Here is a 24,357-nt window from a genome sequence, read left to right on the forward strand (position 1 = left end):
CCTCCTAGTTCCGGCCGGGGGCGTTGGCGAAGAGCGTCTCGAGTTCATCGACCCGCTCGGTGTAGCAGGCGACGAAGATGAGGTCGCCGTCCTGATAGATCGTGTCGCGGTCCGGGACCAGCCCGCGTCCCACCCGCAGGAGGAACGGGATGGGGGCGTCTGCGGCAGCTGACAGTTCGCTGACCCGGCGGCCCACCCAGCCGTTGTGGACGTGGATCTGCATGAGGCGGGCGTCGCCGGTGGGGTCTGACCACACCGGCTGGCTCCCTGCGGGGAGCAGCCTGCGGAGCATCTGGGTCACGGTCCACTTGACCGTCGCGACGGTCGGGATGCCCAACCGCTCGAACACCTCGGCGCGGCCCTGGTCGTAGATGCGGGCCACCACGTTGCTGACGTGGTAGTTCTCGCGCACCACGCGTGCCGAGAGGATGTTGGAGTTGTCGCCGGAGCTGACCGCGGCGAAGGCGTCTGCGCGGCGGATACCGGCGGCCTCCAGCACCTCGCGGTCGAACCCGATGCCCTCCACTGTGATTCCCTTGAAGTCGTTGCCCAGCCGGCGGAACGCCTCAGGGTTCTGGTCGATGACCCCCACGCTGTGGCCCCGCTTCTCGAGACCCGTGGCGAGCATGGCCCCCACGCGGCCGCAGCCCATGATGACGATATGCACCCTTGTCTCCTCCGACGGTCGGGATGAGCACCCGTGTGTTCAGAACATAGCACCAGGGTGCGCCGATGACATTTGGGGGGAACAGGTCTACGTTGAGCGTTGTGAACGTGATCTCGGCGCTCAAGCGCATGGTGGTGGGACGACGTCTGGCCAACGCCCAGATGGGCGAGACGCTGCTGCCGAAACGCATCGCGCTGCCCGTGTTCGCCTCCGACGCGCTGAGCTCCGTGGCGTATGCGCCCGACGAGATCCTCATCACGCTGTCCCTGGCGGGCATGGCGGGTTTCCTCTTCTCCTGGGAGATCGGCCTGCTGGTCGCCATCGTCGTGGCGGTGGTGGTCGCGTCGTACCGGCAGACCGTCCACGCCTATCCCAGCGGCGGCGGAGACTATGAAGTGGCGCGCGAGAACCTCGGCCGGCACGCCGCGCTGACGGTCGCGTCGGCCCTCATGGTGGATTACGTGCTGACCGTCGCTGTGTCGGTCTCCGCCGGCGTGATCAACGCCAAGGCCATGGCGCCGTTCCTGGAGGGCTACGAAGCCTGGACGGCGGTGGGCGTGATCGCGTTCCTCACCCTGGTGAACCTGCGCGGCGTGCGCGAGTCCGGCAGCGCGTTCGCGGTCCCGACCTACGTCTTCATGGTCTCCATGCTGTCGATGATCGGCATCGGTCTCCTGCGCATCTTCGTCCTCGGCCATGACCTCAAGTCGGAGACGGCAGACCTGATCGTCGTGCGGCCCGACGGCGCGGCCGACCTGGCCGGCTGGGCCCTGATCGCCATCCTGGCCCGCGCCTTCTCCTCGGGTTGCGCGGCGCTGACCGGCGTTGAGGCCATCAGTAACGGGGTGCCGGCGTTCCGGCCGCCCAAGAGCCGCAACGCCGCCACGGTGCTGGCGCTGCTGGGCCTCATGGCCATCACCATGCTGGTGGGCATCATCTCGCTGGCCAACCTCACCAAGGTGCACCTCATCGACGAGCTGACCGGCACCCACTACGTCGACGCCGCGGGCAACACCATCCACAGCGCCGCCACCACGGTGACGGGGCAGTTGGCCCGTGTGGTGTTCATGGACTGGTTCCAGCCCGGCTTCTACATCATGATCACTGCCACGATGTTGATCCTGTTCCTCGCGGCCAACACCGCCTTCAACGGGTTCCCCTCCCTGGCGTCGATCCTGGCCAAAGACGGGTACCTCCCACGGCAGCTGCACTCGCGCGGTGACCGGCTGGCGTACTCCAACGGCATCGTGATGCTGTCGCTGGGCGCCATCGCCCTGGTGCTGGCCTTCAACGCCTCGGTCACGGCCCTCATCCAGCTGTACGTCGTCGGGGTGTTCATCTCCTTCACGGTGGGGCAGGTCGGGATGGTGCGGCACTGGACCGTCGCGCTGCGCACGGAGCACGACCCCGCGGAACGCCGCCAGATGGTGCGCAGCAGGGTGATCAACTTCATCGGCGCCTCCCTCACCGGGATCGTGCTGCTCGTGGTGCTGGTCTCCAAGTTCACCCACGGCGCGTACCTGGCCCTCGTGGCGATGGGCGCCATGTTCCTCGTCATGCTCGCCATCTCGAACCACTACAAGGCGGTGTCGAGGGAACTGGCCCTCACGCCGGAATCTGATCGCGCCCTCCCCAGCCGGGTGCGCGGGGTCATCCTGGTGCAGCGGGTCAACCTGCCCACGGTCAAGGCCATTGCGTTCGCACGCGCCACGCGACCCACGACGCTCACCGCGGTCACCGTCGCCATCGACGACGACGAGGTGGAGCAGATCCTGGACGAATGGGAGGACGAAGACTTCGGCGTTCCGCTCAAGGTGATCGCGTCTCCCTACCGCGAGATCACGGGCCCCTTCATCCGCTACGTCAGCGAGCTTCGCTCGGAGAACCCGCGCGACGTCGTCAGCGTCTACATCCCCGAGTACGTCGTCGGACACTGGTGGGAACAGCTGCTGCACAACCAGACGGCGCTGCTCATCCGCACCAGGCTGCACTTCATGCAGGGTGTCATGGTGACGTCGGTGCCCTACCAGTTGCGCAGTTCAGGCAGGCGCCGCGACCTCACCCGTCGCGCGTCGCAACCAAGGATCGGTAGATGATGACTGAGGTCATGTTGGAGCGCGTGGCGCACGGTGGCTACATCGTCGGGCGGCTCGACGGCAAGGTTGTCTTCGTCACCGGCGGGTTGCCCGGGGAGCGGGTCCGGCTGGAGATCACGGACCGCGGCAGCAAGTTCGACCGCGGCCGCGTGACGGAGGTGCTCGACGCGGCGCCCGGGCGCGTGGTCCCGCCCTGCCCCATCGCAGGCAGGTGCGGTGGCTGCGACTGGCAGCACGCCGATGCCGACACGCAACTCGCCCTCAAGACAGCGGTGGTGGCCGAGCAGCTCGAGCGGCTCGCCGGACTCACCTGGGACGGCGAAGTCGAGGCGGTGCCCGGAGGTCTGCTCGACTGGCGCACCCGCGTTCGCTACGCCGTCGTCGACGACGGCTCGGTCGGCCTCCGGGCCCGGCGCTCGCACGACATCGTGCCGCTGCCGGACCAGGGTTGCCTCATCGCCGCCCCCGGGCCCACCGTGGAGGAGCTGCAGGCGTTCGCAGATCCCGGCGTCGACCTGGAGGTGACCGTGGCGGACCGGAGCGTGACGTTGATCAGCGGTCGTCGCCTCAAGGGACCGGATCCCGTGCAGCAGAAGGTGCTCGGACGGACCTACACCGTCGCCGCCGGCGGATTCTGGCAGGTGCACCCGGCCGCCGCCGAAACCCTGAGCCGAGCCGTGCTGGACGGGCTACGTCCCGAGCCGGGGGAGCGGGCCATGGACCTCTACTGCGGCGTCGGCCTGTTCGCCGGTGCCTTGGCCGACGCCGGTTGCCTGGTGCTGGGGGTCGAGGCCGGCCGTGGGGCGGTTGAACTGGCCAGGCGCAACGTACCAGAGGGCGAGTTCTACGCCCTGCCCGTCGAGCGCGCTGACCGGCAGTTGCCGGAGTGGGCGGACCTGATCGTGCTGGACCCACCGCGCAAGGGTGCGGGAGCCGGCGTGGTTCGGGCGGTGGCGGCCCGGCGCCCACGGGCCATCGCCTACGTCGCGTGCGACCCGGCTGCGCTGGCGCGCGACCTGAAGACGTTCGCCGCCGAAGGCTATGAGCCTGTCTCCATCCGGGGCTTCGACCTGTTCCCGATGACGCACCACATTGAATGCGTCGCGATCCTCCACCCAGCCTCTTAGGCGGCGGCCGACCCCCTAGGATGAGCGGAAGATGGCGACGCCGCCGCGTGCCCGGAGCTTGTGCGGTATCTTGATATCAAGATAATCTGGCGTCAGCCAAGTAAAGGAGAAGGATGAGCGTCAACAGTTTCGGGGCGAAGTCGAGCCTCGACGTCAACGGCACCTCGTACGAGATCTTCCGGCTCGACTCCGTGCCGGGCTCCGAGAAGTTGCCTTTCAGCCTCAAGGTCCTCCTGGAGAACCTGTTGCGCACCGAAGATGGTGCCAACATCACCAAGGAAGACATCGAGTTCCTGGGGAACTGGGACCCGACTGCGGAACCCGACCACGAGATCCAGTTCACGCCGGCGCGCGTGATCATGCAGGACTTCACCGGCGTACCCTGCGTCGTCGACCTGGCCACCATGCGCGAGGCCGTCGTCGCCCTCGGCGGTGACGCCTCCAAGGTCAACCCGCTGTCGCCGGCCGAGATGGTCATCGACCACTCCGTGATCGCCGACGTCTTCGGCACGCCCACCGCGTTCCAGCAGAACACCGACATCGAATACCAGCGCAACCGCGAGCGTTACCAGTTCCTCCGCTGGGGCCAGACCGCGTTCGACAACTTCAAGGTGGTCCCGCCCGGCACCGGCATCGTGCACCAGGTCAACATCGAGCACCTGGCCCGCGTCGTCTTCCCCCGCAGCATCGACGGTGTGGTGCAGGCCTATCCCGACACCTGTGTGGGCACGGATTCGCACACCACCATGGTCAACGGCCTCGGCGTCGTCGGCTGGGGTGTGGGCGGCATCGAGGCCGAGGCGGCCATGCTGGGCCAGCCCGTCTCCATGCTCATCCCGCGCGTCGTCGGCTTCAAGCTGACCGGCAGGCTGAGCGAAGGCACCACCGCCACCGACCTCGTGCTGACCATCACGGAGATGCTGCGAGAGCACAAGGTGGTCGGCAAGTTCGTCGAGTTCTACGGCGACGGCGTGGCCGAGGTCCCGCTGGCCAACCGCGCCACCATCGGCAACATGAGCCCCGAATACGGCTCGACCATCGCCGTGTTCCCGATCGACGCGAAGACCACCGACTACCTGCGCCTGACCGGCCGTGATGAGGAGCAGATCGCCCTCGTCGAGACCTATGCCAAGGCCCAGGGCCTGTGGCACGACCCCTCGATCGAGCCCGTCTACTCCGAGTACATCGAACTGGACCTCTCCACCGTCGTCCCGTCCATCGCCGGGCCCCGTCGCCCCCAGGACCGCATCAGGCTGGACCAGTCGAAGACCGCGTTCCATCAGGAACTGGTCGCCTACGTGGGCGAGCCGGAGGCCGACTACAACGGCTACGACAGGGCCGTGAACTCCACGATGGACGCCTCGGACCCCACCGAGCCCACTCCTGGCGAGACGGACAACTCGCCCGCGCCGCACGGCGCAGGGAACGGCGCCTCGCCTGACCGTGTGGTCAAGAAGGTGCCCGTCACGCTGGCAGACGGCTCGAGCTTCGATCTCGATCACGGCGCGGTCACCATCGCGTCGATCACCTCGTGCACGAACACCTCGAACCCGAGCGTGATGATCGGTGCCGCCCTGGTGGCCAAGAAGGCCGTCGAGAAGGGCCTCACCCGCAAGCCGTGGGTCAAGACTTCGCTGGCGCCGGGCTCACAGGTGGTCACGGACTACTACGAGAAGGCCGGCCTCACGCAGTATCTCGACGCCATCGGGTTCAACCTCGTCGGCTACGGCTGCGTCACCTGCATCGGCAACTCCGGTCCGCTCATCACCGAGGTCTCCGAGGCCATCAACGAGCACGACCTCGCCGTCTCGGCGGTGCTCTCGGGCAACCGCAACTTCGAGGGTCGCATCAACCCGGACGTGAAGATGAACTACCTGGCCAGCCCCATGCTGGTCATCGTCTACGCGCTCGCCGGCACGATGGACATCGACCTCTTCTCGGAGCCGCTCGGCCAGGACCAGGACGGCAATGACGTGTTCATGGCCGACATCTGGCCCACCCAGGCGGAGATCGAAGAGGTCGTCGCCGGGTCGATCAGCGCGGAGATGTTCTCCTCGCGCTACGCCGACGTGTTCAGCGGCGACGACCGCTGGCGCTCGCTGCCCACCCCTGACGGCGACACGTTCGAGTGGGAGGACGACTCCACCTACGTCCGCAAGCCCCCGTACTTCGAGGGCATGCCGGCCGACCCGGCGCCCGTCGAGGACGTCTCCGGCGCCCGGGTCCTGCTGAAGCTGGGCGACTCGGTCACCACGGACCACATCTCCCCGGCCGGCTCCATCAAGGCAGACTCGCCCGCCGGCGAGTACCTGACGGCCAATGGGGTCGAGCGTCGTGACTTCAACTCGTACGGTTCCCGTCGCGGCAACCACGAAGTGATGATCCGCGGCACGTTCGCCAACATCCGGCTGCGCAACCAGATCGCACCCGGCACCGAGGGCGGCTTCACGCGTGACTTCACCCAGGCCGACGGCCCCGTCACCGCCGTCTACGACGCTGCCGTCAACTACGCCGAGCAGGGCACCCCGCTCGTCGTGCTGACGGGCAAGGAGTACGGCTCCGGTTCCTCGCGTGACTGGGCGGCCAAGGGCACCGCGCTGCTGGGCGTCAAGGTCGTCATCGCCGAGAGCTACGAGCGGATCCACCGCTCCAACCTCATCGGCATGGGCGTCCTCCCGCTGCAGTTCCCGGCGGGCGAGAGCGCCGATTCCCTGGGCCTGACCGGTGAGGAGACCTTCTCCTTCGAAGGCATCTCCGAGCTCAACAACAATGTGACGCCGAAGACCGTCAAGGTCACCGCGGTGAGCCCCGACGGCAAGGAGACCGTGTTCGAGGCTCTCGTCCGCATCGACACGCCGGGGGAGCGCAGCTACTTCCAGCACGGCGGCATCCTGCAGTACGTGCTGCGTAATCTGGCCAACGCCTGATCTGAGCACAGACCAACCGGGCCGGTTCCCTTTCGGGAGCCGGCCCGGTTCTCGTGTCGTTGCCGCACTGGTCCCGAGAATTGTCGACAGGACAATTCCGTGGCGTTTCCCACTGGTCATCAGGCGTTTACCTGCCGTAGGGCGATTTGTCATCTCAAAGAAGTTGGATCGAGGCGACACATCAACCAATGGATCAGGAGCATAATGCTGTCACCCATGAAGCGGTTCCTCACAGCCGCCCTGGCGGTCCCACTCACCGCCGGGCTGTTCGGAACCCTCCCCGTGGCCGAGGCCGCAACGGCCGCAACGGCCGCAACGGCCGCGAGGTTCACCCTAGGCATCCTGCCCGACACGCAGTTCTACTCGCGATATGCGACCGCTGGCCAGGGCGACCTGTTCATGGAGCGCTACGGCTCGAACCCCTTCGCGTCACAGACGCAGTTCTGGGCAGACCATGCCGATGAATACAACACCCAGATGGTGCTTCACCTGGGCGACCTCGTCGACCGTGCCAACCAGGCGCAGGAGTGGGAGGTCGCCGGTGCATCCATGAAGGTGCTCGAGGATGCCGACATCAACCACTCGGTCATCGGTGGCAACCACGACATGCCGAGCTACCAGTACCTCAACACCTTCGGCGCTGAGCGGGCAAAGCTGAATGAGTCGCTCGTCGAGCGAGACGCGGCCAGCGGGTCCCACGAGTACCACCAGTTCACCGTCGAGGGCCAGAAGTTCGCCGTCCTTGCGCTGACCTGGGGCGCCTCCGATGCAGCGCTCGCCTGGGCCGATGCCCAGCTGACCGCCAACCCGGAAGTGCCGACCATCCTGACCTCGCATCAGCTCATCAACGTCGACACCGACGGTGAGACCGCAACCCACACCGCGTTCGGCGACAGGGTCTTCGACAACCTCATCACCCAGCACGACAACGTGTTCCTGACCTTCAACGGTCACCACCATGGCGCGGCGCACATGGTGCGCACCAACAGCTTCGGCAACCCCGTGCATCAGATCCTGATGGACCACCAGATGGCCTACATGGGTGGCAACGGATACATGGGTCTCGTCGAGTTCGATCTGACGAACAACCTCATCTCGCAACTGACCTTCTCCAACTGGGTCACGGAGAAGCCCGCTGAAGAACTCAACGAGTTCGACCAGCCGATCCTGGAGGGCGGCGCCCGCACCTTCGAGATCCCCTTCGACTTCGCCGAGCGGTTCCCGGGCCTGAAGGTCGGCGCCGTGGACAAGCCCTCCTACACGGAGAAGCTGAGAGGCACCTTCGCCGGCTTCGACGCGCCCGAGCCCACGCAGTACAGCAACGCAACCGCCGCCGACGACTACCCGGTGGTGGACGGCACCGTCGCCCACTGGCGCGTTCCCGTCGTTGACGCGGAAACCGTGGCGCCCACCGGCACAGTGATTCCTGACGTCACCGGCCTCAACGACATGACCCGCGCCCAGCTCAACGAGGGCGCGGTGACCGGTGCGCAGGAATCCGACGTGACGTTCACGCCTGACCATGCCGCTGGCTCGTCCAACTTCGGGTCGGTGTGCTTCGACAACGCCTCCAGCACCGGGAACGTGGCGTCGTACTTCACGACGGCCGCGGACGCACCGGCCAACCTGGAGGAGTTCGAGAACGGCTTCACGTTCGAGACCTTCGTCAAGATCGACCCCGGGTTCGACAACAACCTCAACGCCTGGATGGCCTGGCTGTCGCGCGACGGCCAACGGGGCAACGTGGACGAGTACTACTTCTCGGAGATGGAGGAACCCCCGTTCGCCTGGGCCCTGTCGAGCCTGCGTGAGGTGCAGTTCTCCTTCCTTGAATCCCGGGGCGAGGAGTTCCTGGGTGATTACTCCGCGTGGTCCGGCGAGATCGTGAACCTGGCCGACTGGATGCACATCGCCACTGTCAACGATCCTGCCGACCATTCCGTGACGATGTACATCAACTGCGTGCCGATCCTGCGTAACGTCAAGGACGCCCTGGGTATCGGGACCGACGGGAACCAGCCCTGGGTGATGGGAGCAGGCTCCTACGCGGGCCAGCGCCAGAGCGGCTTCCTCGGCTGCCTCGGCGAGACCCGCCTCGTCGACCGCCCGCTGGATCCCTCGGAGTGGTTGATCTCGCGCGTTGCCGGGGAACCGAGTGCTGAACCCACCCCGACCGCTGAGCCCAGCGTGACCGCCACGCCCACCACCGGGCAGACCGTGAAGCCCGGGCAGACCTCCGACTTCTTCAAGGCGACCGCGCCGTACACCCAGGCCGGCCTGCACAAGAACCTGAATGGACGCGACTGGAACACCGTGTGCGAGCCCTACTCGCAGACGGAGCGTTGCCGCACGGACATCTGGGCCACCCTGGTGGTGATCGAGGACGGCAAGTTCGTGCGCACGACCGGCTGGGCGTTCAACAACCTCACCTACCTGCCGCGCATGACCCGGGCGGCCTGGGGAGAGAACCCGTTGGCGAACAACACCGCCTGGACGTCGCCGACCGGCCAGCGTCAGTGGCGCACCGAGTGTGACACGGCTGCCACCGGCCGCAACGGTTGCCGCTCCTACGCCATGGCGACCGTCTACCAGGCCACGGCCAGAGCCGAAGGCGGTTTCACCTTCAGCCAGGACAGCAAGTGGGTCTTGAACAACATCGTGATGTTCAAGTAGCAGACGCTGAACGGGGGAGCGCAAGCTCCCGCTCACGAGAGTGGCCCCTGCAGCTCGGCGATGCCGGCTGCGGGGGCTGCCTGCTTCTGCGGGCATCCCCTGGCGTGCCCGGGAGGGTTTGAACATCGTCATCTGACCGACATCCGCAGTTCACGTCGCCGTGGGCGCCGCGTCATCTGGTCAGGTTCTGCTTGGAGGGAACCGATTGGAGGATCACATGTTCGCATCGATGAAGCGTTTCGTGTTGGTCGGCGCTGTCGCAGCGCTGATCGTTGGCTTGTTCACCGGCCCCGCGAAGGGGAGCACGGAGGGGACGCCGGAGATCCGGAGCTGAACCCCTGACCTCGCGGTGAGGTCGATTGGAGCAGGCACTCGATTTTGTCCGGGCGTTGAGCTTCAATAGAAGGTATGTTCGATGAAGATGAAGTCATCCGTGTGTACGTGCCGCCGGGCTGGCCCGGAGCCGTGCGCCCACCGGGGTCCAGCGGCTGGCTGAAGACGGCGGAATCTTTCCTGCTCGACTCCTGTCCGTCGGAGTACCGGGGGTACCAGGTGCTGCGCCGTCACCCTGTCGTGCTGGCCCGGATGGCGCGGGAATTCGTCGCGGCCCAACTGGTGGCGACGCGCAGCGGTCTGGCGGGGGTACGCACCTCGTTGTCGGGTGTGGTGGACACCGCAACGGTGGATCAGGCTGCGGTCGTCCTGCAGCAGGAGGAGGCCCGGCTGATCCGTGTGGCCAGGGGAGTGGAGCTCGTCGAACAGGCGCTCCGGGACGTGCGTTTCGTCCCCCGGCTGTGACCTCCGCCCGCACGTTGGCCCGGCCCATTGGTTCTTAGGGCCTACTATTGACGGCATGTCTCTGTTGGATTCGGTGCACAGCCCCCATGACCTGCGGGCGCTGTCCAGGAAACAACTGGTGCAGTTGGCTGACGAGATCAGGCGCTTCCTGATCACGAAGGTCAGCCGCACCGGTGGCCACCTGGGCCCGAACCTCGGCGTCGTCGAATTGACCATGGCCATCCACAAGGTCTTCGATTCGCCGTCAGATCCCATCATTTTCGACACCGGTCACCAGAGCTACGTCCACAAGATCCTCACCGGCCGGGCCCCTCTCTTCGACACCCTCCGCCAGCAGGAGGGCATCTCTGGGTACCCGGAACCTGACGAATCGGAACATGACTGGGTGCGCAACTCGCACGCCTCATCGGCCCTCTCGTGGGCCGAGGGCCTGGCCAAGGGGTTCCGCATCAAGGGGGAGGATCGCACCGTTGTGGCGGTCGTCGGCGACGGAGCGCTGACCGGCGGCATGGCCTGGGAAGCCCTCAACAACATCGCTGACGCCGGCGACCTGCGTCTCGTGGTGATCGTCAACGACAATGGCCGCTCCTACACACCCACCGTCGGAGGGCTGGCCAACCACCTGGCCGGCCTCCGCACGGACCACCGCTACGAGAAGACGCTGAGCGTCATCAAGCGCGGCGTGAACCGCATCCCCGTGTTCGGGCGGCCGGTCTATGACCTCATGCACGGTTTCAAGACCGGCGTGAAGGACGTCCTGGCGCCCCAGACGATGTTCTCGGACATCGGCATCAAGTACACCGGCCCCATCGACGGCCACGACATCACGGCCCTCACCAACCACCTTGAACAGGCACGCCAGTTCGGTGGCCCGGTGATCGTGCACTGCGTGACGCGCAAGGGCCGGGGCTTCCAGGCCGCCGAGGAGCACGAGGAGGACCGCTTCCACGCGGTCGGCAAGATCAACGAGTTCACCGGAGAGCCGCTGTCGGCGACGGTGCAGGCCACCTGGACGGACGCGTTCGCCGAAGCCATCGTGCAGCTCGGTCAGCGACGCCCAGACCTGGTGGCCATCACCGGTGCCATGCTCAACCCCACCGGGCTGGGTCGGTTCGCAGCGGCGTTCCCGGACCGGATCTTCGACGTCGGTATCGCCGAACAGCACGCAGTGGTCTCCGCGGCCGGCCTGGCGCGCGCCGGCCTGCATCCGGTGGTCGCCCTCTACGCTACGTTCCTGAACCGGGCCTTCGACCAGGTGCTCATGGACGCGGCGCTCCACAAGGCCGGCATCACACTGGTGCTGGACAGGGCCGGGGTGACCGGCACGGACGGGCCCAGCCACAACGGCATGTGGGACATGACGCTCATGGGCATCGTGCCGCACCTCCAACTGGCCGCACCGCGCGACCAGACCCGCCTGGTGGCAGCGCTGGACCATGCCGTGGAGGTCGACGATGCGGTCACCGTCGTGCGGTACTCGAAGGAACGCCTGCCGGACGAAATGCCGGAGATCGCCCACGTGGGTGCGGGGATCAACCGCGTCGACGTGCTGGTCCGGCCCGAAGAGGCGAAGGTCCTCATCGTGGGCTACGGGCAGTTCGTGGGAGCTGCGTTGGATCTCGCCGAACGCCTCGATGACCAGGGCGTGTCCGCCGCAGTCGTGGACCCGCTGTGGGCCCTGCCGGTGAGCCCAGACCTCGTGTCGCTGGCCAGCGGCTACGACCTCGTGGTCACCTTGGAGGACAACCTCGTCGACGGTGGCGTCGGCCAGCGGCTCGGGGCACAGTTGGCGATGGAGGATGCACCGGTGAAGGTGCGCAACTTCGGCATCCCCAAGGAATTCCTGAAGCACGGCTCACGCGACGAAGTGCTGGAGCGCATCGGGCTCACCGCGGCCGCCACGGCGCTGTCGGTGCTGGGTGACCTGCTCTCCACCGAGATGGCCGACGTCGCCGTCGAGGACGCTCAGGCCTGACCGAGCGCCTCCGCGATGGCGGGGGCCAGGAAGTCCGCCTGCCACGGCCGGGCGCCCAGCTCCAGGAGCACCTCTCGCGTCACCTCTGAATGACGGTAGAGCGCCTCCTGCAACACTGCGGGCGGTGCGATCAGGCTGGGCTGAAGGCCCCCCAGGTCGCAGGCCAATTCGTCGACGGCGGGCCGCACCGCTGCCCAGCGCAACGCTGCCTCAGGATTCGCCTTGTCCCAGGACCTGGGGTGCGGCACGCCGGGGGTGTGCAGGTGTTTGGCCGGGTACTGTTCGGGCGGCAGGTGCCGCACACGTTCGAGTGCGGCGAGCCAGTGCCGCACGTAGCGCTGCCCCGGCTGGGAGCTGAAGCCCGGGAGGTTCTGGACCTGCGCCGCGCTCGGTACCGTGTCGCGGGCCAGGGCGGCGACCGCCAACACGGCCGAATCATGGAGGATCCAGCCTGGCGGCCTGTCGCGACGCCTGGCCACCTCGTCCCGCGCCAGCCACAGTTCGCGGGCCACCGCGTACTGCATCGGCGTCCTGAGGGTGGTGAGGCCGCTGAGGCGCCGCCAGGGGTCCTCGCGGGGCTTCGGCGGCGTACTGAAACGCGCCAGCATGTCGTCGTTCTCCTGCGCGGACCATTCTTCCCGCCCCGCCAGCACCAGGTGGGTGGCCAACACCTTGGACAGTTCGAGGAGGTAGTCCACGTCGAGTGCGGCGTAGATCAACCAGGATTCGGGCAGCGGTCGCCGCGACCAGTTGTCGGCGGAGTGCGCCTTGCGGAGTTTGATCCCGAGCTCGGCCTCGAGGAGGGCTCCGAGCGATGCACCGGGTTTTGCCAGGAGACGCGCAGCGAGTTCGGTGTCGAAGATCCGCGGCGGGATGATGTTGATCTCCTGCATGCAGGGCAGGTCCTGGGTGGCGGCGTGGACGATCCAGGTGGCGGTGCCGCACGCGTCGACGAGTGAGCTGAGGTCAGCCAGTTCCCCGTCCTGCTCAAAGGCGATCGGATCGATCAGCCACGTCCCCGAGCCTTCACGGCGGATCTGGAGCAGGTAGGCCTTCGCCCAGTACCGGTGGCCGTGCGCACGCTCCGTGTCAAAGGCCACCGGCCCTCTGCCGGCGCGCAGGGCAGTGAGGCACTCCGCCAGGAGTTGAGGGGTGTCGACGACGGGCTTGAGGGGCTCGCGGCTGCTGTTCACATATGTCATAGGTTGCGGCCCACCGGCAGGGTGGCCACGCCCGGCGGCAGGGGAGGTTGCCCGGCCACCTGTCCGAGCAGATCCTGCCAGGCCGCGAGATGGGGCGTGAGGGAGTGTGCGCCGTCGAGTTGGGGAGTCCAGGAGGAGCGCAGTTCGACGTCGGCCCTGTCCGGTTCCTGAACCATCTCGCCGAACCCTCGACCGTACGAGGCGGTCACCGTGCCGGCCAGTGCCGAGGCGTCGCAGCCGTGGCTCTCCAGCGCTTCGGTGAACCATGACCACGCCACTTCAGGGAGAAGAGGGTCTGTGACCATGTCCAGGTCCACCTCGGCGCGGACGTAGGTCACGAGGCGGAAGGTGCCGGCCCATGCGTCGTTGCCCGCGGGATCGTGGAGCAGGATCAGGCGCCCGGTTGCCAAAGGCTCGTCGTCGTCCAGCAGTTCGGCGGCGATGGCCACCGAGTAGGGCGCGATGCGCTGCGGAGAGCCGATCTCGTCCGCGGTGATGCCGGAACGCCAGTTCATGGCCGTCAACTCCCGGAGAGCGCGGCTGAACGGCTCTGGAGTGATGCTGGTGACATTCGCGGGCACGTCGCCACTCTAAGCGCGGCGCCACGCTTTTCGGTGGTGGCGCGCCGAGAAGCCCTGCTCAGGAACGGCGCAGGTTCAGGGACACGGAATTGATGCAGAAACGCAGGTCGGTGGGCGTCCCGTAACCCTCGCCCTCGAAGACGTGGCCCAGATGCCCGTCACAGTTGCTGCACCGCACCTCGACGCGGGGGCGGCCGGGCAGCGACCTGTCCTCGATGTAGCGGACGCGTTCCTCCGCCAGCGGGGCGAAGAAGCTGGGCCAGCCGCAGTTGGAGTGGAACTTCTCATTGCTGCGAAACAGTTCCGCGCCGCAGCCCCGGCATTCGTAGACACCCTCGTCCTCGGTGTCGGTGTATTCACCGGTGAACGGCCGCTCCGTACCTGCCTCACGAAGGACGTGGTACTCCATCTTGCTGAGCTGCTCGCGCCATTCGGTATCCGGTTTGATCAGCTTCGGGACGTACTGGTCAGTCATGAAGACGATGATAATCGCCATCGCAAGCTGATCAGTCCTCCTCGCCCTCCAGGACCTCCGCGGACAACTGGGTGGGGGTGCCGTCGAGCAGCTCCATCGCGCCGAACGCATAGCGGGCGAGGATGAGCTGCCTCAGATGGGGAGTGGGGCCGATGGGCGAGGTCACGGCGATGGCCCCGGCGCGCAACGCCGCATGGGCGTGGGCCTGGTAGTCCGGGGTGGGGGCCAGGAAGACGCCTCCGACGGCGATGTGACGACGCCCCTGTCCGCGCAGGGCGGCGACCGCGGAGGCGGTGGCCCTGCCGCTGCCCTCGTCGACCGCCAACTGAACCGGGATGCGGTGGTGGGCCGACCATTGGCGGGCGCGACGGGCCAGCAACGACGAGCCACGGACGTCGCCGCCGGCAGGCGCCGCGAGGATGAGTCCGTCGATCTCGAGGGCGCCGCCGCGGTGCAACGCTTCCCTGACCCGTTCGTCGAGGATGTTCAGCAGTTCGCTGGCCGGGCCCACGGGGCGACTGACAGCGAGGTGGATGTCTGGAGAACGCTGGAAGGTGTCGAGCACGGGGGCGTGATCTGCTGCGGAAACCAGGTCCAGGGGGATCAGCACCGCCTCTGCCACCTCGTCCGCGACGAGCTGGGCCACCACGTCTTCGAGCCGGGGCTCGGGGCCGCCGATGCGGCCGAGAAAGACCCGGAGGTCCCTGCGCGCGGTGCGGAGGTCCTCGAGGATGGCCTCGAGGGAGGAGTTCACAGCTTCGTCGTCGGGGCCGTCGGCCACGAGTACGATCGCGGGTGCTGTCATCGCCTCATTCCTCCGGGCCCTCGGTGGGCAAAACCAGCGTCGGAAAGCCCCACTAGAGTGGGCGATGGCGGTTTCGAACCGCCGACCTCTTCGGTGTGAACGAAGCGCGCTACCACTGCGCCAATCGCCCTAGCGAAGAAAAACTCTAGCGGATCGGAAACCAGAATGCGAACTGAGGTCCTGGAGGTCCCCACAACCATGGGAAATGCGCGGGCTCACGTGTCTTATCCGGCAGGCGCCGCGGGCCTCATGGTGCTCGGGCACGGGGCCGGCGGGGGAGTGGAGACCGCAGATCTCAGGGCCGCACTGAAGGCGGGTCTGGAGGCGGGCTGCGTGGTGGCGCTGGTGGAGCAGCCCTACAGGGTCGCCGGTCGCAGGGTGACGCCGCCCATCGCCAACGCCGAGCGGGCGTGGGTGCAGGTGGTCGGGCAGCTCCGGGCGCAGGTGCCCGGCGGCGTCCTGGTCGTGGGTGGTCGCTCGTTCGGGGCGCGGGTGGCGTGCCGGTCCGCGGCTGAGGTGGGTGCTTCGGCGGTGCTGTGCCTCGCTTTCCCGCTCGTGTCGCCCAAGGGCGCGGACCGGGGCCCCGAGTTGTACTCCGTGTCGGCGCCGGTGCTCGTCGTCCAAGGCAGGAAAGACCCGTTCGGGCTCCCGGAGGAGGGTGCGACGAGGCGCGTCGTCCTCGTGGACGGGACGCACACCCTGAGCCGGGAGCCGGAGCGGGTGGAGCAGGCGATCGCGGACTGGCTGGGTGAATGGGTCAGCGCCTGATCGCGCTGAGGAACCGGCGATTTGCACTTTGCTGAATCCGTGGACTAATGTTCTCTACGCGCCGAACGCGGCAAACCGGAAGGGGAGCAGCGGTAGCGCAAGGCGGACGTAGCTCAGTTGGTAGAGCATCACCTTGCCAAGGTGAGGGTCGCGAGTTCGAATCTCGTCGTCCGCTCGGAGATCAAGGTCTCTCCCAGACCCACAAGGGGAGGGTAACCCTCCACCCGGTGGAGTGGCCGAGAGGCGAGGCAACGGACTGCAAATCCGTGTACACGGGTTCAAATCCCGTCTCCACCTCGGGCGGTTGGCGCAGTGGTAGCGCGCTTCCCTGACACGGAAGAGGTCGCTGGTTCAAACCCAGTACCGCCCACCAGAAGACACCCGGCCATGCCGGGTGTCTTTTCTTTTTTGGGGCTGATGCTCCACACTCAACATCGTGGTGTTCGGGGACGACCCTTCCCGGAAATGGGTCGCTAGGGTTTCCCATTGGCTCCGCGGGCTTGATCCCCGTCGACCTCACGACTGATTCGGAGCGCGTCGTGTGGGACCTGGACGTGATCTCCCTGAGCCGACGCGTCAGTGAACTGAGGCGGCAGCGCTCAGTCGTCGATGACCGGCCGGCGGTCCTGGAGTCGCAGCAGACGGAGGCTGCGGAGGCTCAGCGCGACCTTCCGAAGGGCTTTGCGCCCGTCGACCGCTGAATCCTGGTACTCGAAGACGGGCAACCGCCAGCGGAACTTGATGGCCAGCATCCGCAGGGCGAAACCGACGGCCAGGGTGACGGCCACCGCCGCATTGTGGGCGACGCCCACCTCCAACAGACCCACGAAGAGCAGCGCGGCGATGACGGACACGGAGGCGTACAACTCCTCACGGAACACCAACGGGATCCGGTCACAGAAGAGATCCCGCATGATGCCGCCCGCCACGCCGGTCACCACGGCACCGACGACCGCGATGATGATGCCCAGTTCCATGTCGAGGGCCACCTGCGCTCCGAGGATGGAGAAGACCACCAGACCGAGACCATCGAGTGCGAGGAACAGTTGCCGGAAGTACTTCATGATCCCGGCGATAGAGATGGTGATGACGGCTGCGAGCACGACGAGCAACACGTACTCGGGGTCGCGGACCCACGTGAGCGGATAGTGCCCGAACAGGACGTCGCGGATGGATCCGCCGCCGAGCGCCGTGACCAGCGCGACCATGATGACGCCGAAGAGGTCCATGCGTTCCCTGCCGGCGGCCAGGGCCCCGGTCATTCCCTCCGCAGTGATGCCGATCGCCCAGAGAATTGTGAGCACGTGTCTCCTCTCATGCAAGGACAATGATGCAGGACGGGGCGCGGTGGACAGAAAATGACCCGCCCCGGGGGCGGCGCCAGCACGGCCAGCGCCTAGGGTAGCTGCGTGCACGTGCCAGACCACTTCAGCCTTCCAGAGGACCGCCTGCAGCAACTGCTCGCCGAGGTGCGTCCTGGCAATCTCGTGACCGTCCATGAAGACGGACCGCTGTCGACCTTCGTCCCCATGCACTGCGAATCCCGCGGTGGATCCCGCGTGCTGGTGACCCACCTGGTGCGCAACAACCCCCAGGCCCGGACCCCGATCACCGGCCGTGGGATGGCCATCTTGGACATCGCCGACGCGTACGTCTCGCCCCACTGGTACGCCACCAACCAGGAACTGCCCAACGTCCCCACCTGGGATTACCTGACGATCCATGCCTGGGGCCCCGTGCGTATCGACCCGAGTCCCGACGCAGCGCTTCGCGCCGCAAGCGCCCTGACCGAGCGTATGGAGGGGCCCGAAGTGCTCGACGCCGTCGGGGCGGAGAAGTTGGGCCTCATGTCGCGCGCCATCGTCGGCGTCGAACTCGAGATCGACCGGATCGAGGCGAAGGCCAAGATGAGCCAGAACCGCCATCCCGACGACATCCGCAGCCTCATCCAGCACTTCGAGCAGCACGGTCCCGCAGAGGTGGCCGGCTACCTCCGCGAGGTGAGCCTCCCACATGCCGAGGGCCGCTTCGGCACTATCGAACGGCTCCGGACCCGCGCGTTCCCCGCTGAGGTCCTAGAGACGCCGTAGGTATTCCCTGTCGCCCAGCAGTTCCAGCCGGCGCCATAGGAGGCTGCCGGGGACCGCTTGGCTCGTGTGAGCCCGCACCGCCACCATCTGGGCGTCCCTGGAGACGGGGAGCGCATGGTGGAGGTCACCTTTCGGGTAGCCGACCAGGCCGGTCCCGAACTCCTCGTTGACGGCGTCGGCGACCCCCTCTGGCAGCGCCCACCCGAGGATCTGCAGACCGTGCTCCCTGGCCACGGTGATGGCGGCCTCCGTGGCCGCCCTGTGGTCCGGATGACCGGTGACGCCCTCCAGCGGGTCAAAGGTCAGCAGGAGATCGGGATGGAACTCCGCCACGCTCATCCTGACGCGTGCGGCGAGGGTGGCTGGATCCTCCGCGGCCAGCCCGCCGTCGGGGTAGTCGCACAGCTCGAAGGCTGCGACGCCCAGTGCCTGACACGCCGTACTGAGTTCGAGTTCGCGCTGGGCGCTCAGCTCAGGGTTGGCCCCCAGGGTGGAGGCCTCGCCCTTCGTGAGGCACAGCACCTGAACCCGAGCCCCATCTGAGACGTAGTGGTCGATGACGGCGCCGAGGCCGAAGGATTCGTCATCCGGATGCGCGATGACGGCCAACACTCTCTGAGCGGAAGGAACGTGGTTCATGATCCGAGGCTAGCCATCCGGATGCGCCCAGATCCCATGATGTGCCAAGAAGGCACGACCGAGGACGCGTCGAGGAGCCGACGCGGCTGGCGCTTCAGATCCTGGGGCCGCGGGTCTGGCGCTGACCGGCTGATCACCCAACCCCGCGTAGAGTCGGGCCGTGCCCCGACCCGTCGTCCTGGTTTTGATCGCGATCGCCTCCGTCCAGTTCGGGGCGGCGATCGCCAAGTCCATCTTCGACTCGGCCCATCCCGTCACCCTCGCGTTCCTGCGGGCCCTCATCGGCGCGGTCATCTTCCTCGCCTTCTCCCGGCCGCGGGTCACCGGACGCAGCGGTGGCGACTGGCTGGTCGTCGTCGCCTACGGCCTGTGCCTCTCGGGGATGAACATGCTGATCTACCTCAGCTTCCAGCGCATCCCCATCGGGCTGGCCGTCACGCTCGAATTCGTCGGCCCACTGGCCCTGGCCGTGCTCGGTTCACGCAGGTGGCTGGACATCCTCTGGGTCTCGCTCGCGGCAACCGGCGTGGTGCTGCTGGGCGCGGGGCCCACCGTCGTTGACCCACTCGGCATGGTGTTCGCCCTGGCTGCCGGCGCCCTCTGGGCGGGCTACATCGCCTTGGCGGGCCCCGTGGGCAGGCGGTGGGAGGGGATGAGTGGGCTCACCGTCGGCAGCCTCATCGGCGCCGCCGCCCTGGCCGTTCCGGGCACTCTGCTGGCAGACGGCGCATTCGGCGACCTCAGGGTGCTCGGTGTCATGGCCGCCGTGGCGCTGCTCAGCACCGTGATCCCGTATGCCATGGAACTGCAGGCCAGGCGCTCCCTGAAGGCCGCGTCGTTCTCGATCCTCATGAGCCTCGAGCCCGCTGCGGCCGCACTCTTCGCCTGGATGGTGCTGGGGGAGTGGCTGCGTTGGCCCGAATGGGTGGCGATGGCCTGCGTCATTGTCGCCTCCATCGGCGCGATCAGGACGGCGCGGCAGTGATGGGACCCAACTACCACGGTTGAGCTCCACGCGGCACAATGGGGGCGTCAGACCAACCGACCACACCACAAGGAGTGCCCCATGAGTGGAGTCATCACCGTCCACCGCAACGACCAGGCGGAACAGGTGGAGCTGACTACCACGACCACGGGGCTCGATCTCTTCGGTGAGGACCGCACGGTCGTCGCCATGCGCGTCGCCGGGGAACTCCTGGACCTCCAGCGCGAACTGGCCGACGGCGACGTTGTCGAGCCGGTCGCCATCGACAGCCCGGAGGGCCTCTCGATCCTGCGCCACTCGTGCGGCCACGTCACCGCGCAGGCGCTGCAGGACCTGCATGCCGACGCGCGGCTGGGTATCGGCCCGCCCATCACGGACGGCTTCTACTACGACTTCCAGGTGGACCCGCTGACCCCTGAAGATCTCAAGTCCATCGAGAAGAAGATGGGCCAGATCATCAAGGCACGCCAGCGTTTCGTGCGCCGCGTCGTGACAGACGAAGAGGCCCGCGCGGAGCTGGCTGACGAGCCGTTCAAGCTCGAACTCATCTCCGCAAAGTCCAGCGCTTCGGATGACGACGGCTCCTCCGTCGAGGTCGGCGCCGGCGAACTCACCATCTACGACAACCTCAACCGCGACGGCTCGGTGGCGTGGAAGGACCTCTGCAGGGGCCCCCACATCCCGCACACCGGTTACCTCGGCAACGGCTGGGCACTCACCCGCACCTCCGCCGCCTACTGGCGCGGGGACCAGCGCAACGCCGGCCTCCAGCGCGTGTACGGCACCGCGTGGCCGTCGAAGGACGAACTGCAGGCCTACAAGACGCGGCTGGACGAGGCCGCCAAGCGCGACCACCGCAAGCTCGGCACCGAACTCGACCTGTTCAGCTTCCACGAGATGGTGGGCTCGGGCCTCCCGCTGTTCCACCCCCGCGGCGGGGTGATCAAGCGCGAAATGGAAGATTACGTGCGCACCCGCCACATCCAGGAGGGCTTCGACTACGTCGGCACGCCACACATCGCCAAGGAGGAACTCTTCTACACCTCCGGCCACCTGCCGTACTACGCCGATGGCATGTTCCCCCCCATCCTGGAGGACGCCGAGCGCGACGAGCAGGGCAACGTCGTCAAGGGTGGCCAGGCGTACCGCCTCAAGGCCATGAACTGCCCCATGCACAACCTGATCTTCTCGTCGCGTGGCCGTTCCTACCGTGACCTGCCCTTGCGCTTCTTCGAGTTCGGCACCGTGTACCGCGACGAGGCCTCGGGCGTGGTGCAGGGACTGACCCGCGTGCGCTCCATCACGCAGGACGACTCGCACAGCTACTGCACCAAGGAACAGGCGCCGGACGAGGTGCGCCACCTGCTGCGCTTCGTCTTGTCGCTGCTGAACGATTTCGGGCTCACCGACGTTGCGCTGGAGGTCTCCACCCGCGACGAGGACGGCAAGAAGAAGGACAAGTTCATCGGTTCCGACGAGCAGTGGGCAGAGGCGACCGAGATCCTCGAAGGCATCGCCCGCGACTCCGGCCTGCCCGTGGTCGCAGACCCCGGCGGTGCCGCCTACTACGGCCCGAAGATCTCCATCCAGGCGAAGGACGCGATCGGTCGCACCTGGCAGATGTCGACCATCCAGTACGACTTCAACCAGCCGGAGCGCTTCAACCTGCACTACACGGCCTCGGACGGCTCGCACCAGCAGCCGGTGATGATCCACTCGGCGAAGTTCGGCTCCATCGAGCGGTTCATGGGCGTGCTCATCGAGCACTACGCCGGCGCGTTCCCCGCCTGGCTCTCGCCGGTCCAGGTCACCGCGATCCCGGTGGCCTCCGAGTTCGACGAGTACCTCGGCGGCGTCGTCGCTCAGCTCCAGGCGAAGGGCGTGCGGGTGGACTTCGACACCTCCGACGACCGGTTCGGCAAGAAGATCCGCAACGCCACCCAGGGCAAGGCCCCGTTCATCCTGATCGCCGGCGGCGAGGACCGCGACGGCGGCACGGTGTCGTTCCGGTTCCGTGACGGGTCGCAGCGCAACGCCGTGAGTGTCGACGACGCGGTGACCACCATCGTCGACTTCATCGGGTCGCGCTCCAACGAGTCGCCCACCGCCGGCGAGTGACCATGGACGACATTGAGGCGTCCGGCACGCTGCCCGGTGTGCCGGACGCGTTCCAGCGCCTGTGGACCCCGCACCGCATGGTCTACATCGAGGGGGAGGGCAAACCCACGGGCGGTCACGACTGCCCCTTCTGCACCTCACCCAAGCGCACGGACGACGACGGGTTGGTCGTCGCCCGCGGCGAGCATGCCTACGTGGTGATGAACCTGTTCCCGTACTCGCCCGGGCATCTGCTGGTGTGCCCCTACCGGCACGTCGCCGACTACACGGACCTGACGCCTGAGGAGACCCGCGAGGTTTCCGAGTTGACACAGCGGGCGATGCGCGTGGTGCGGTCCGTCTCGAAGCCCCACGGCTTCAACATCGGCATGAACCAGGGCGACGTGGCGGGGGCGGGCATCGCCATGCACCTGCACCAGCACATCGTCCCGCGCTGGAAGGGCGACATGAACTTCATGCCCGTCATCGCCCAGACCAAGGCCGTGCCACAACTCCTCGGCGACGCCCGCAGGCTGCTGGCCGAGGCCTGGCACCGCTGACGTGGACCTCAGCTCAGCTGTCTGGGCGGTGGGCCGACGGGTGCCCCGGCGGCTCGGCGACGCCTTCGCGCGCTTTGCCGCGCCACTCGTCTCGCTGAAGCGGCTGCCGGCCGTCGACGCGTGGGCGGATTCGGTGGAGCACGCAACCGGCGCCAGGCCGACGAGCGGGCAACGCCTTCGGCTGCTGACCAACTGGATCCGCAACAACCTGTGGTCACTGAGCCTCGCGGGGTGGAGCGACGAGGAGATCCTCCGGGTCGTGTCGATCGACGACGACCACCTGGCCAGGCTGCGGGATTCGGTGGCAGGTCCGGGGCTCGTCGTGGCGCTGCCCCACATGGGTTCCTGGGACTTCGCCGGTGCCTGGGCGGCCAGGGCCGGGCTCAAGGTGGTCAGTGTCGCCGAACGCCTGCCCAACGGGGTCTACGAGCGTTTCGCCGAGGCCCGCGCCGGCATGGGCATGATCATCTACCCCGTCGACCAGCCGGATGTGATGCGTCTGCTGGCCGAGGACGTGAAGGCCGGCAGGCTGGTGTGCCTGCTGGCTGACCGTGACCTCTCCTCCCGGGGCCTCAAGGTGCCGTGGCCGGGGGCCGACGCGCTCGTGGGCGTGCCCGCGGGTCCGGCGCTCCTCGCGCGGCGCACGGGGGCCGATCTCCGGGTCACCACCACGTATTTCGACGGTGACCGGCTCAGGCTGGAAGTCTCGGAACCCATCGGGGGCGACAGCGCCGAGGAACTGATGACGGGTGCCGTGGAGGTCTTCGCCGATGCCGTGCGGCGACACCCGGAGAGCTGGCTGATGCTGCGCAAGGTGTTCGTGTGAGCCTCCGCGTCGCGCTCGTGTGCCCGTACTCGCTGGACCAGCCGGGCGGCGTCGCGACGCACGTGCTGGGGCTCGCGGCCTGGCTCAGGAGCCGTGGCCACCGGGCCTTCGTGGTGGCACCGGGCACGGGGCCGTCGAGCGACGACGTGCACCTGCTGGGGAGGGCGGTGAGCCTGCCGTTCAACGGCGCAGTGGCGCACCTGGGGGTGCTGCCCGATCAGGCGATGGAGACACGCGCAGCGATCGACGGCGCCGATCTGGTCCACGTCCACGAGCCGCTGACGCCGGGAGTCGCCTACGCGGCGGCGCGGTCGGCTCGGGACAGGCTCGTGGTGACCCACCACGCCCACTTCCGGCCCGGCCTCCTCGCGGTTCCGCTCCGGCTCCGCGCGGCACTGCTGCCGCCCCGCCAGAGCGTCGCGGTGTCGGAAGCGGCCGCAGAGACGGCGCGCATCGTCACGGGCGCGGCTCCCGTCGTCGTGCCCAACGCGGTGGAGGTGCCGGCCGGGCCGCCGGCGGCGAAGCAGGGCGACGTGGTGCTGTTCCTCGGCCGGCTCGACGAACCGCGGAAGGGGTACCCCACCTTCGCGGCACTGGCCGGTCTGGTTCCCGAGGCGACCTTTGTGGCCATCGGCCCCGGCGCCGGGGGAGCGCCGCAGGTCCGCGAACTCGGCGCCCTCAGCGACGAGGAACGCAACCGTTGGTTGGCCGAGGCTCGCGTGCTCGTGGCCCCCAACCGCTTCGGGGAGTCCTTCGGCATCATCCTGATCGAGGCGTTGGCCCGGGGCTGCGCGGTGGTCGCCAGCGACCTGCCCGCCTTCCGGGCCGTCGTCGATGACGACGCGGTGGCGTCCTTCTTCCCGCCCGACGACCTGGCCGCGGCGTCGGCGCAGCTGCGCGCGCGCCTCGCCTCCCCGGCGGACCCTGTCTTGGCCTGGCAGTCCGCGAGGCGCTTCTCCTGGGATGTGGTCGGCCCCCAGATCGAGGACGTCTACTCCAGTGCCCTCGCAGGCAGGTAGGCGACGCGGCAAAACCCGCGGGCCTGTCTGCGCGATGGCCTAGGCTG

Annotated in this window: 20 protein-coding genes and 4 tRNA genes; 16 read left to right on the forward strand and 8 right to left on the reverse strand. The window is 67.6% G+C overall.

What is annotated here, in order from left to right:
- Positions 1-4: 4 nt before the first annotated feature.
- A complete protein-coding gene (locus ACZK4S_RS08335; RefSeq protein WP_076059482.1) occupies positions 5-652 on the reverse strand; it encodes a potassium channel family protein in 648 nt (215 codons plus the stop codon).
- A gap of 116 nt (positions 653-768) precedes the next feature.
- Between ACZK4S_RS08335 and ACZK4S_RS08340 the strand changes: the two genes are divergently transcribed.
- From ACZK4S_RS08340 to dxs, 6 genes are all read left to right on the forward strand, one after another.
- The gene (locus ACZK4S_RS08340; RefSeq protein ID WP_463643958.1) at positions 769-2,763 is read left to right on the forward strand and encodes an APC family permease; all 1,995 of its coding nucleotides are present in this window, start codon (positions 769-771) and stop codon (positions 2,761-2,763) included.
- On the forward strand, positions 2,760-3,890 hold the full coding sequence (locus ACZK4S_RS08345) for a class I SAM-dependent RNA methyltransferase (RefSeq protein ID WP_463643959.1): 1,131 nt from the start codon (positions 2,760-2,762) through the stop codon (positions 3,888-3,890). The genes ACZK4S_RS08340 and ACZK4S_RS08345 overlap by 4 nt, the downstream gene beginning before the upstream one ends.
- A gap of 113 nt (positions 3,891-4,003) precedes the next feature.
- Positions 4,004-6,817 carry an aconitate hydratase gene (locus ACZK4S_RS08350; protein ID WP_463643960.1) on the forward strand — a complete coding sequence of 938 codons (2,814 nt, stop codon included), beginning with the start codon at positions 4,004-4,006 and terminating at the stop codon, positions 6,815-6,817.
- A gap of 216 nt (positions 6,818-7,033) precedes the next feature.
- The gene (locus ACZK4S_RS08355; RefSeq protein ID WP_463643961.1) at positions 7,034-9,490 is read left to right on the forward strand and encodes a metallophosphoesterase; all 2,457 of its coding nucleotides are present in this window, start codon (positions 7,034-7,036) and stop codon (positions 9,488-9,490) included.
- Positions 9,491-9,898: 408 nt separating this feature from the next.
- Positions 9,899-10,288, forward strand: a complete 390-nt coding sequence (locus ACZK4S_RS08360; RefSeq protein ID WP_463643962.1) for a hypothetical protein — start codon at positions 9,899-9,901, stop codon at positions 10,286-10,288.
- Positions 10,289-10,343: 55 nt separating this feature from the next.
- The gene (gene dxs / locus ACZK4S_RS08365; RefSeq protein ID WP_463643963.1) at positions 10,344-12,263 is read left to right on the forward strand and encodes a 1-deoxy-D-xylulose-5-phosphate synthase; all 1,920 of its coding nucleotides are present in this window, start codon (positions 10,344-10,346) and stop codon (positions 12,261-12,263) included.
- Here the strand turns inward: dxs and ACZK4S_RS08370 are convergent.
- The 5 genes from ACZK4S_RS08370 to ACZK4S_RS08390 all read right to left on the reverse strand — a co-directional run bounded on the left by ACZK4S_RS08370 (position 12,254) and on the right by ACZK4S_RS08390 (position 15,456).
- Entirely contained in the window at positions 12,254-13,465 is a 1,212-nt protein-coding gene (locus tag ACZK4S_RS08370) for an HRDC domain-containing protein (RefSeq protein ID WP_463643964.1), read from the reverse strand. The two genes, dxs and ACZK4S_RS08370, sit on opposite strands and share 10 nt — an antisense overlap.
- Positions 13,462-14,046: a DUF3000 domain-containing protein gene (locus tag ACZK4S_RS08375; RefSeq protein WP_459397727.1), complete on the reverse strand. Its 585-nt coding sequence runs from the start codon at positions 14,044-14,046 to the stop codon at positions 13,462-13,464. The genes ACZK4S_RS08370 and ACZK4S_RS08375 overlap by 4 nt, the downstream gene beginning before the upstream one ends.
- A 58-nt stretch (positions 14,047-14,104) precedes the next feature.
- Positions 14,105-14,521: a peptide-methionine (R)-S-oxide reductase MsrB gene (gene msrB, locus ACZK4S_RS08380; RefSeq protein WP_463643965.1), complete on the reverse strand. Its 417-nt coding sequence runs from the start codon at positions 14,519-14,521 to the stop codon at positions 14,105-14,107.
- Positions 14,522-14,552: 31 nt separating this feature from the next.
- On the reverse strand, positions 14,553-15,326 hold the full coding sequence (locus tag ACZK4S_RS08385) for a sirohydrochlorin chelatase (protein WP_463643966.1): 774 nt from the start codon (positions 15,324-15,326) through the stop codon (positions 14,553-14,555).
- Positions 15,327-15,384: 58 nt separating this feature from the next.
- A tRNA-Val gene (locus ACZK4S_RS08390) sits at positions 15,385-15,456 on the reverse strand.
- Positions 15,457-15,545: 89 nt separating this feature from the next.
- On the opposite strand from ACZK4S_RS08390, the gene ACZK4S_RS08395 reads away from it, so the two are divergent.
- From ACZK4S_RS08395 to ACZK4S_RS08410, 4 genes are all read left to right on the forward strand, one after another.
- Positions 15,546-16,094, forward strand: a complete 549-nt coding sequence (locus ACZK4S_RS08395; RefSeq protein WP_463643967.1) for an alpha/beta hydrolase family protein — start codon at positions 15,546-15,548, stop codon at positions 16,092-16,094.
- A 102-nt stretch (positions 16,095-16,196) separates the two neighbouring features.
- Positions 16,197-16,269 (forward strand) — tRNA-Gly (locus ACZK4S_RS08400).
- A 51-nt stretch (positions 16,270-16,320) separates the two neighbouring features.
- Positions 16,321-16,391: transfer RNA gene (locus ACZK4S_RS08405), tRNA-Cys, on the forward strand.
- A gap of 1 nt (position 16,392) precedes the next feature.
- Positions 16,393-16,467 (forward strand) — tRNA-Val (locus ACZK4S_RS08410).
- A gap of 226 nt (positions 16,468-16,693) precedes the next feature.
- On the opposite strand, the gene ACZK4S_RS08415 is transcribed toward ACZK4S_RS08410, so the two are convergent.
- On the reverse strand, positions 16,694-17,398 hold the full coding sequence (locus tag ACZK4S_RS08415; protein ID WP_370585930.1) for a trimeric intracellular cation channel family protein: 705 nt from the start codon (positions 17,396-17,398) through the stop codon (positions 16,694-16,696).
- Positions 17,399-17,503: 105 nt separating this feature from the next.
- On the opposite strand from ACZK4S_RS08415, the gene ACZK4S_RS08420 reads away from it, so the two are divergent.
- Positions 17,504-18,184 (forward strand): FMN-binding negative transcriptional regulator, encoded by a 681-nt coding sequence (locus tag ACZK4S_RS08420; protein WP_463643968.1) that lies wholly within the window; start codon positions 17,504-17,506, stop codon positions 18,182-18,184.
- On the opposite strand, the gene ACZK4S_RS08425 is transcribed toward ACZK4S_RS08420, so the two are convergent.
- Positions 18,170-18,823: a PIG-L deacetylase family protein gene (locus ACZK4S_RS08425; protein WP_463643969.1), complete on the reverse strand. Its 654-nt coding sequence runs from the start codon at positions 18,821-18,823 to the stop codon at positions 18,170-18,172. The two genes, ACZK4S_RS08420 and ACZK4S_RS08425, sit on opposite strands and share 15 nt — an antisense overlap.
- Positions 18,824-18,983: 160 nt before the next feature.
- On the opposite strand from ACZK4S_RS08425, the gene ACZK4S_RS08430 reads away from it, so the two are divergent.
- From ACZK4S_RS08430 to ACZK4S_RS08450, 5 genes are all read left to right on the forward strand, one after another.
- Entirely contained in the window at positions 18,984-19,808 is an 825-nt protein-coding gene (locus ACZK4S_RS08430) for an EamA family transporter (protein WP_463643970.1), read from the forward strand.
- A gap of 81 nt (positions 19,809-19,889) precedes the next feature.
- Positions 19,890-21,926, forward strand: coding sequence for a threonine--tRNA ligase (gene thrS, locus ACZK4S_RS08435; RefSeq protein WP_463643971.1), 2,037 nt, complete (start codon positions 19,890-19,892; stop codon positions 21,924-21,926).
- Complete coding sequence (locus ACZK4S_RS08440) at positions 21,923-22,465, forward strand: HIT family protein (RefSeq protein WP_198928178.1); 543 nt, start codon at positions 21,923-21,925, stop codon at positions 22,463-22,465. Before thrS ends, ACZK4S_RS08440 begins: the two co-directional genes overlap by 4 nt.
- Before the next feature lies 1 nt (position 22,466).
- Positions 22,467-23,291, forward strand: coding sequence for an LpxL/LpxP family acyltransferase (locus tag ACZK4S_RS08445; RefSeq protein ID WP_076058810.1), 825 nt, complete (start codon positions 22,467-22,469; stop codon positions 23,289-23,291).
- A complete protein-coding gene (locus ACZK4S_RS08450) occupies positions 23,288-24,310 on the forward strand; it encodes a glycosyltransferase family 4 protein (RefSeq protein WP_076058812.1) in 1,023 nt (340 codons plus the stop codon). Before ACZK4S_RS08445 ends, ACZK4S_RS08450 begins: the two co-directional genes overlap by 4 nt.
- Positions 24,311-24,357 lie beyond the last annotated feature (47 nt).

This window comes from Tessaracoccus zhenghani (genome assembly GCF_055326325.1).

What these genes read in the sequence shown, in the direction of transcription:
- ACZK4S_RS08335 (WP_076059482.1), bottom strand. Translation starts at nt 652, where the DNA reads ATGGGCTGCGGCCGCGTGGGGGCCATGCTCGCCACGGGTCTCGAGAAG.
- ACZK4S_RS08345 (WP_463643959.1), top strand. Translation starts at nt 2,760, where the DNA reads ATGATGACTGAGGTCATGTTGGAGCGCGTGGCGCACGGTGGCTACATC.
- ACZK4S_RS08350 (WP_463643960.1), top strand. Translation starts at nt 4,004, where the DNA reads ATGAGCGTCAACAGTTTCGGGGCGAAGTCGAGCCTCGACGTCAACGGC.
- ACZK4S_RS08355 (WP_463643961.1), top strand. Translation starts at nt 7,034, where the DNA reads ATGAAGCGGTTCCTCACAGCCGCCCTGGCGGTCCCACTCACCGCCGGG.
- ACZK4S_RS08360 (WP_463643962.1), top strand. Translation starts at nt 9,899, where the DNA reads ATGTTCGATGAAGATGAAGTCATCCGTGTGTACGTGCCGCCGGGCTGG.
- dxs (WP_463643963.1), top strand. Translation starts at nt 10,344, where the DNA reads ATGTCTCTGTTGGATTCGGTGCACAGCCCCCATGACCTGCGGGCGCTG.
- ACZK4S_RS08370 (WP_463643964.1), bottom strand. Translation starts at nt 13,465, where the DNA reads ATGACATATGTGAACAGCAGCCGCGAGCCCCTCAAGCCCGTCGTCGAC.
- msrB (WP_463643965.1), bottom strand. Translation starts at nt 14,521, where the DNA reads ATGACTGACCAGTACGTCCCGAAGCTGATCAAACCGGATACCGAATGG.
- ACZK4S_RS08385 (WP_463643966.1), bottom strand. Translation starts at nt 15,326, where the DNA reads ATGACAGCACCCGCGATCGTACTCGTGGCCGACGGCCCCGACGACGAA.
- ACZK4S_RS08425 (WP_463643969.1), bottom strand. Translation starts at nt 18,823, where the DNA reads ATGAACCACGTTCCTTCCGCTCAGAGAGTGTTGGCCGTCATCGCGCAT.
- thrS (WP_463643971.1), top strand. Translation starts at nt 19,890, where the DNA reads ATGAGTGGAGTCATCACCGTCCACCGCAACGACCAGGCGGAACAGGTG.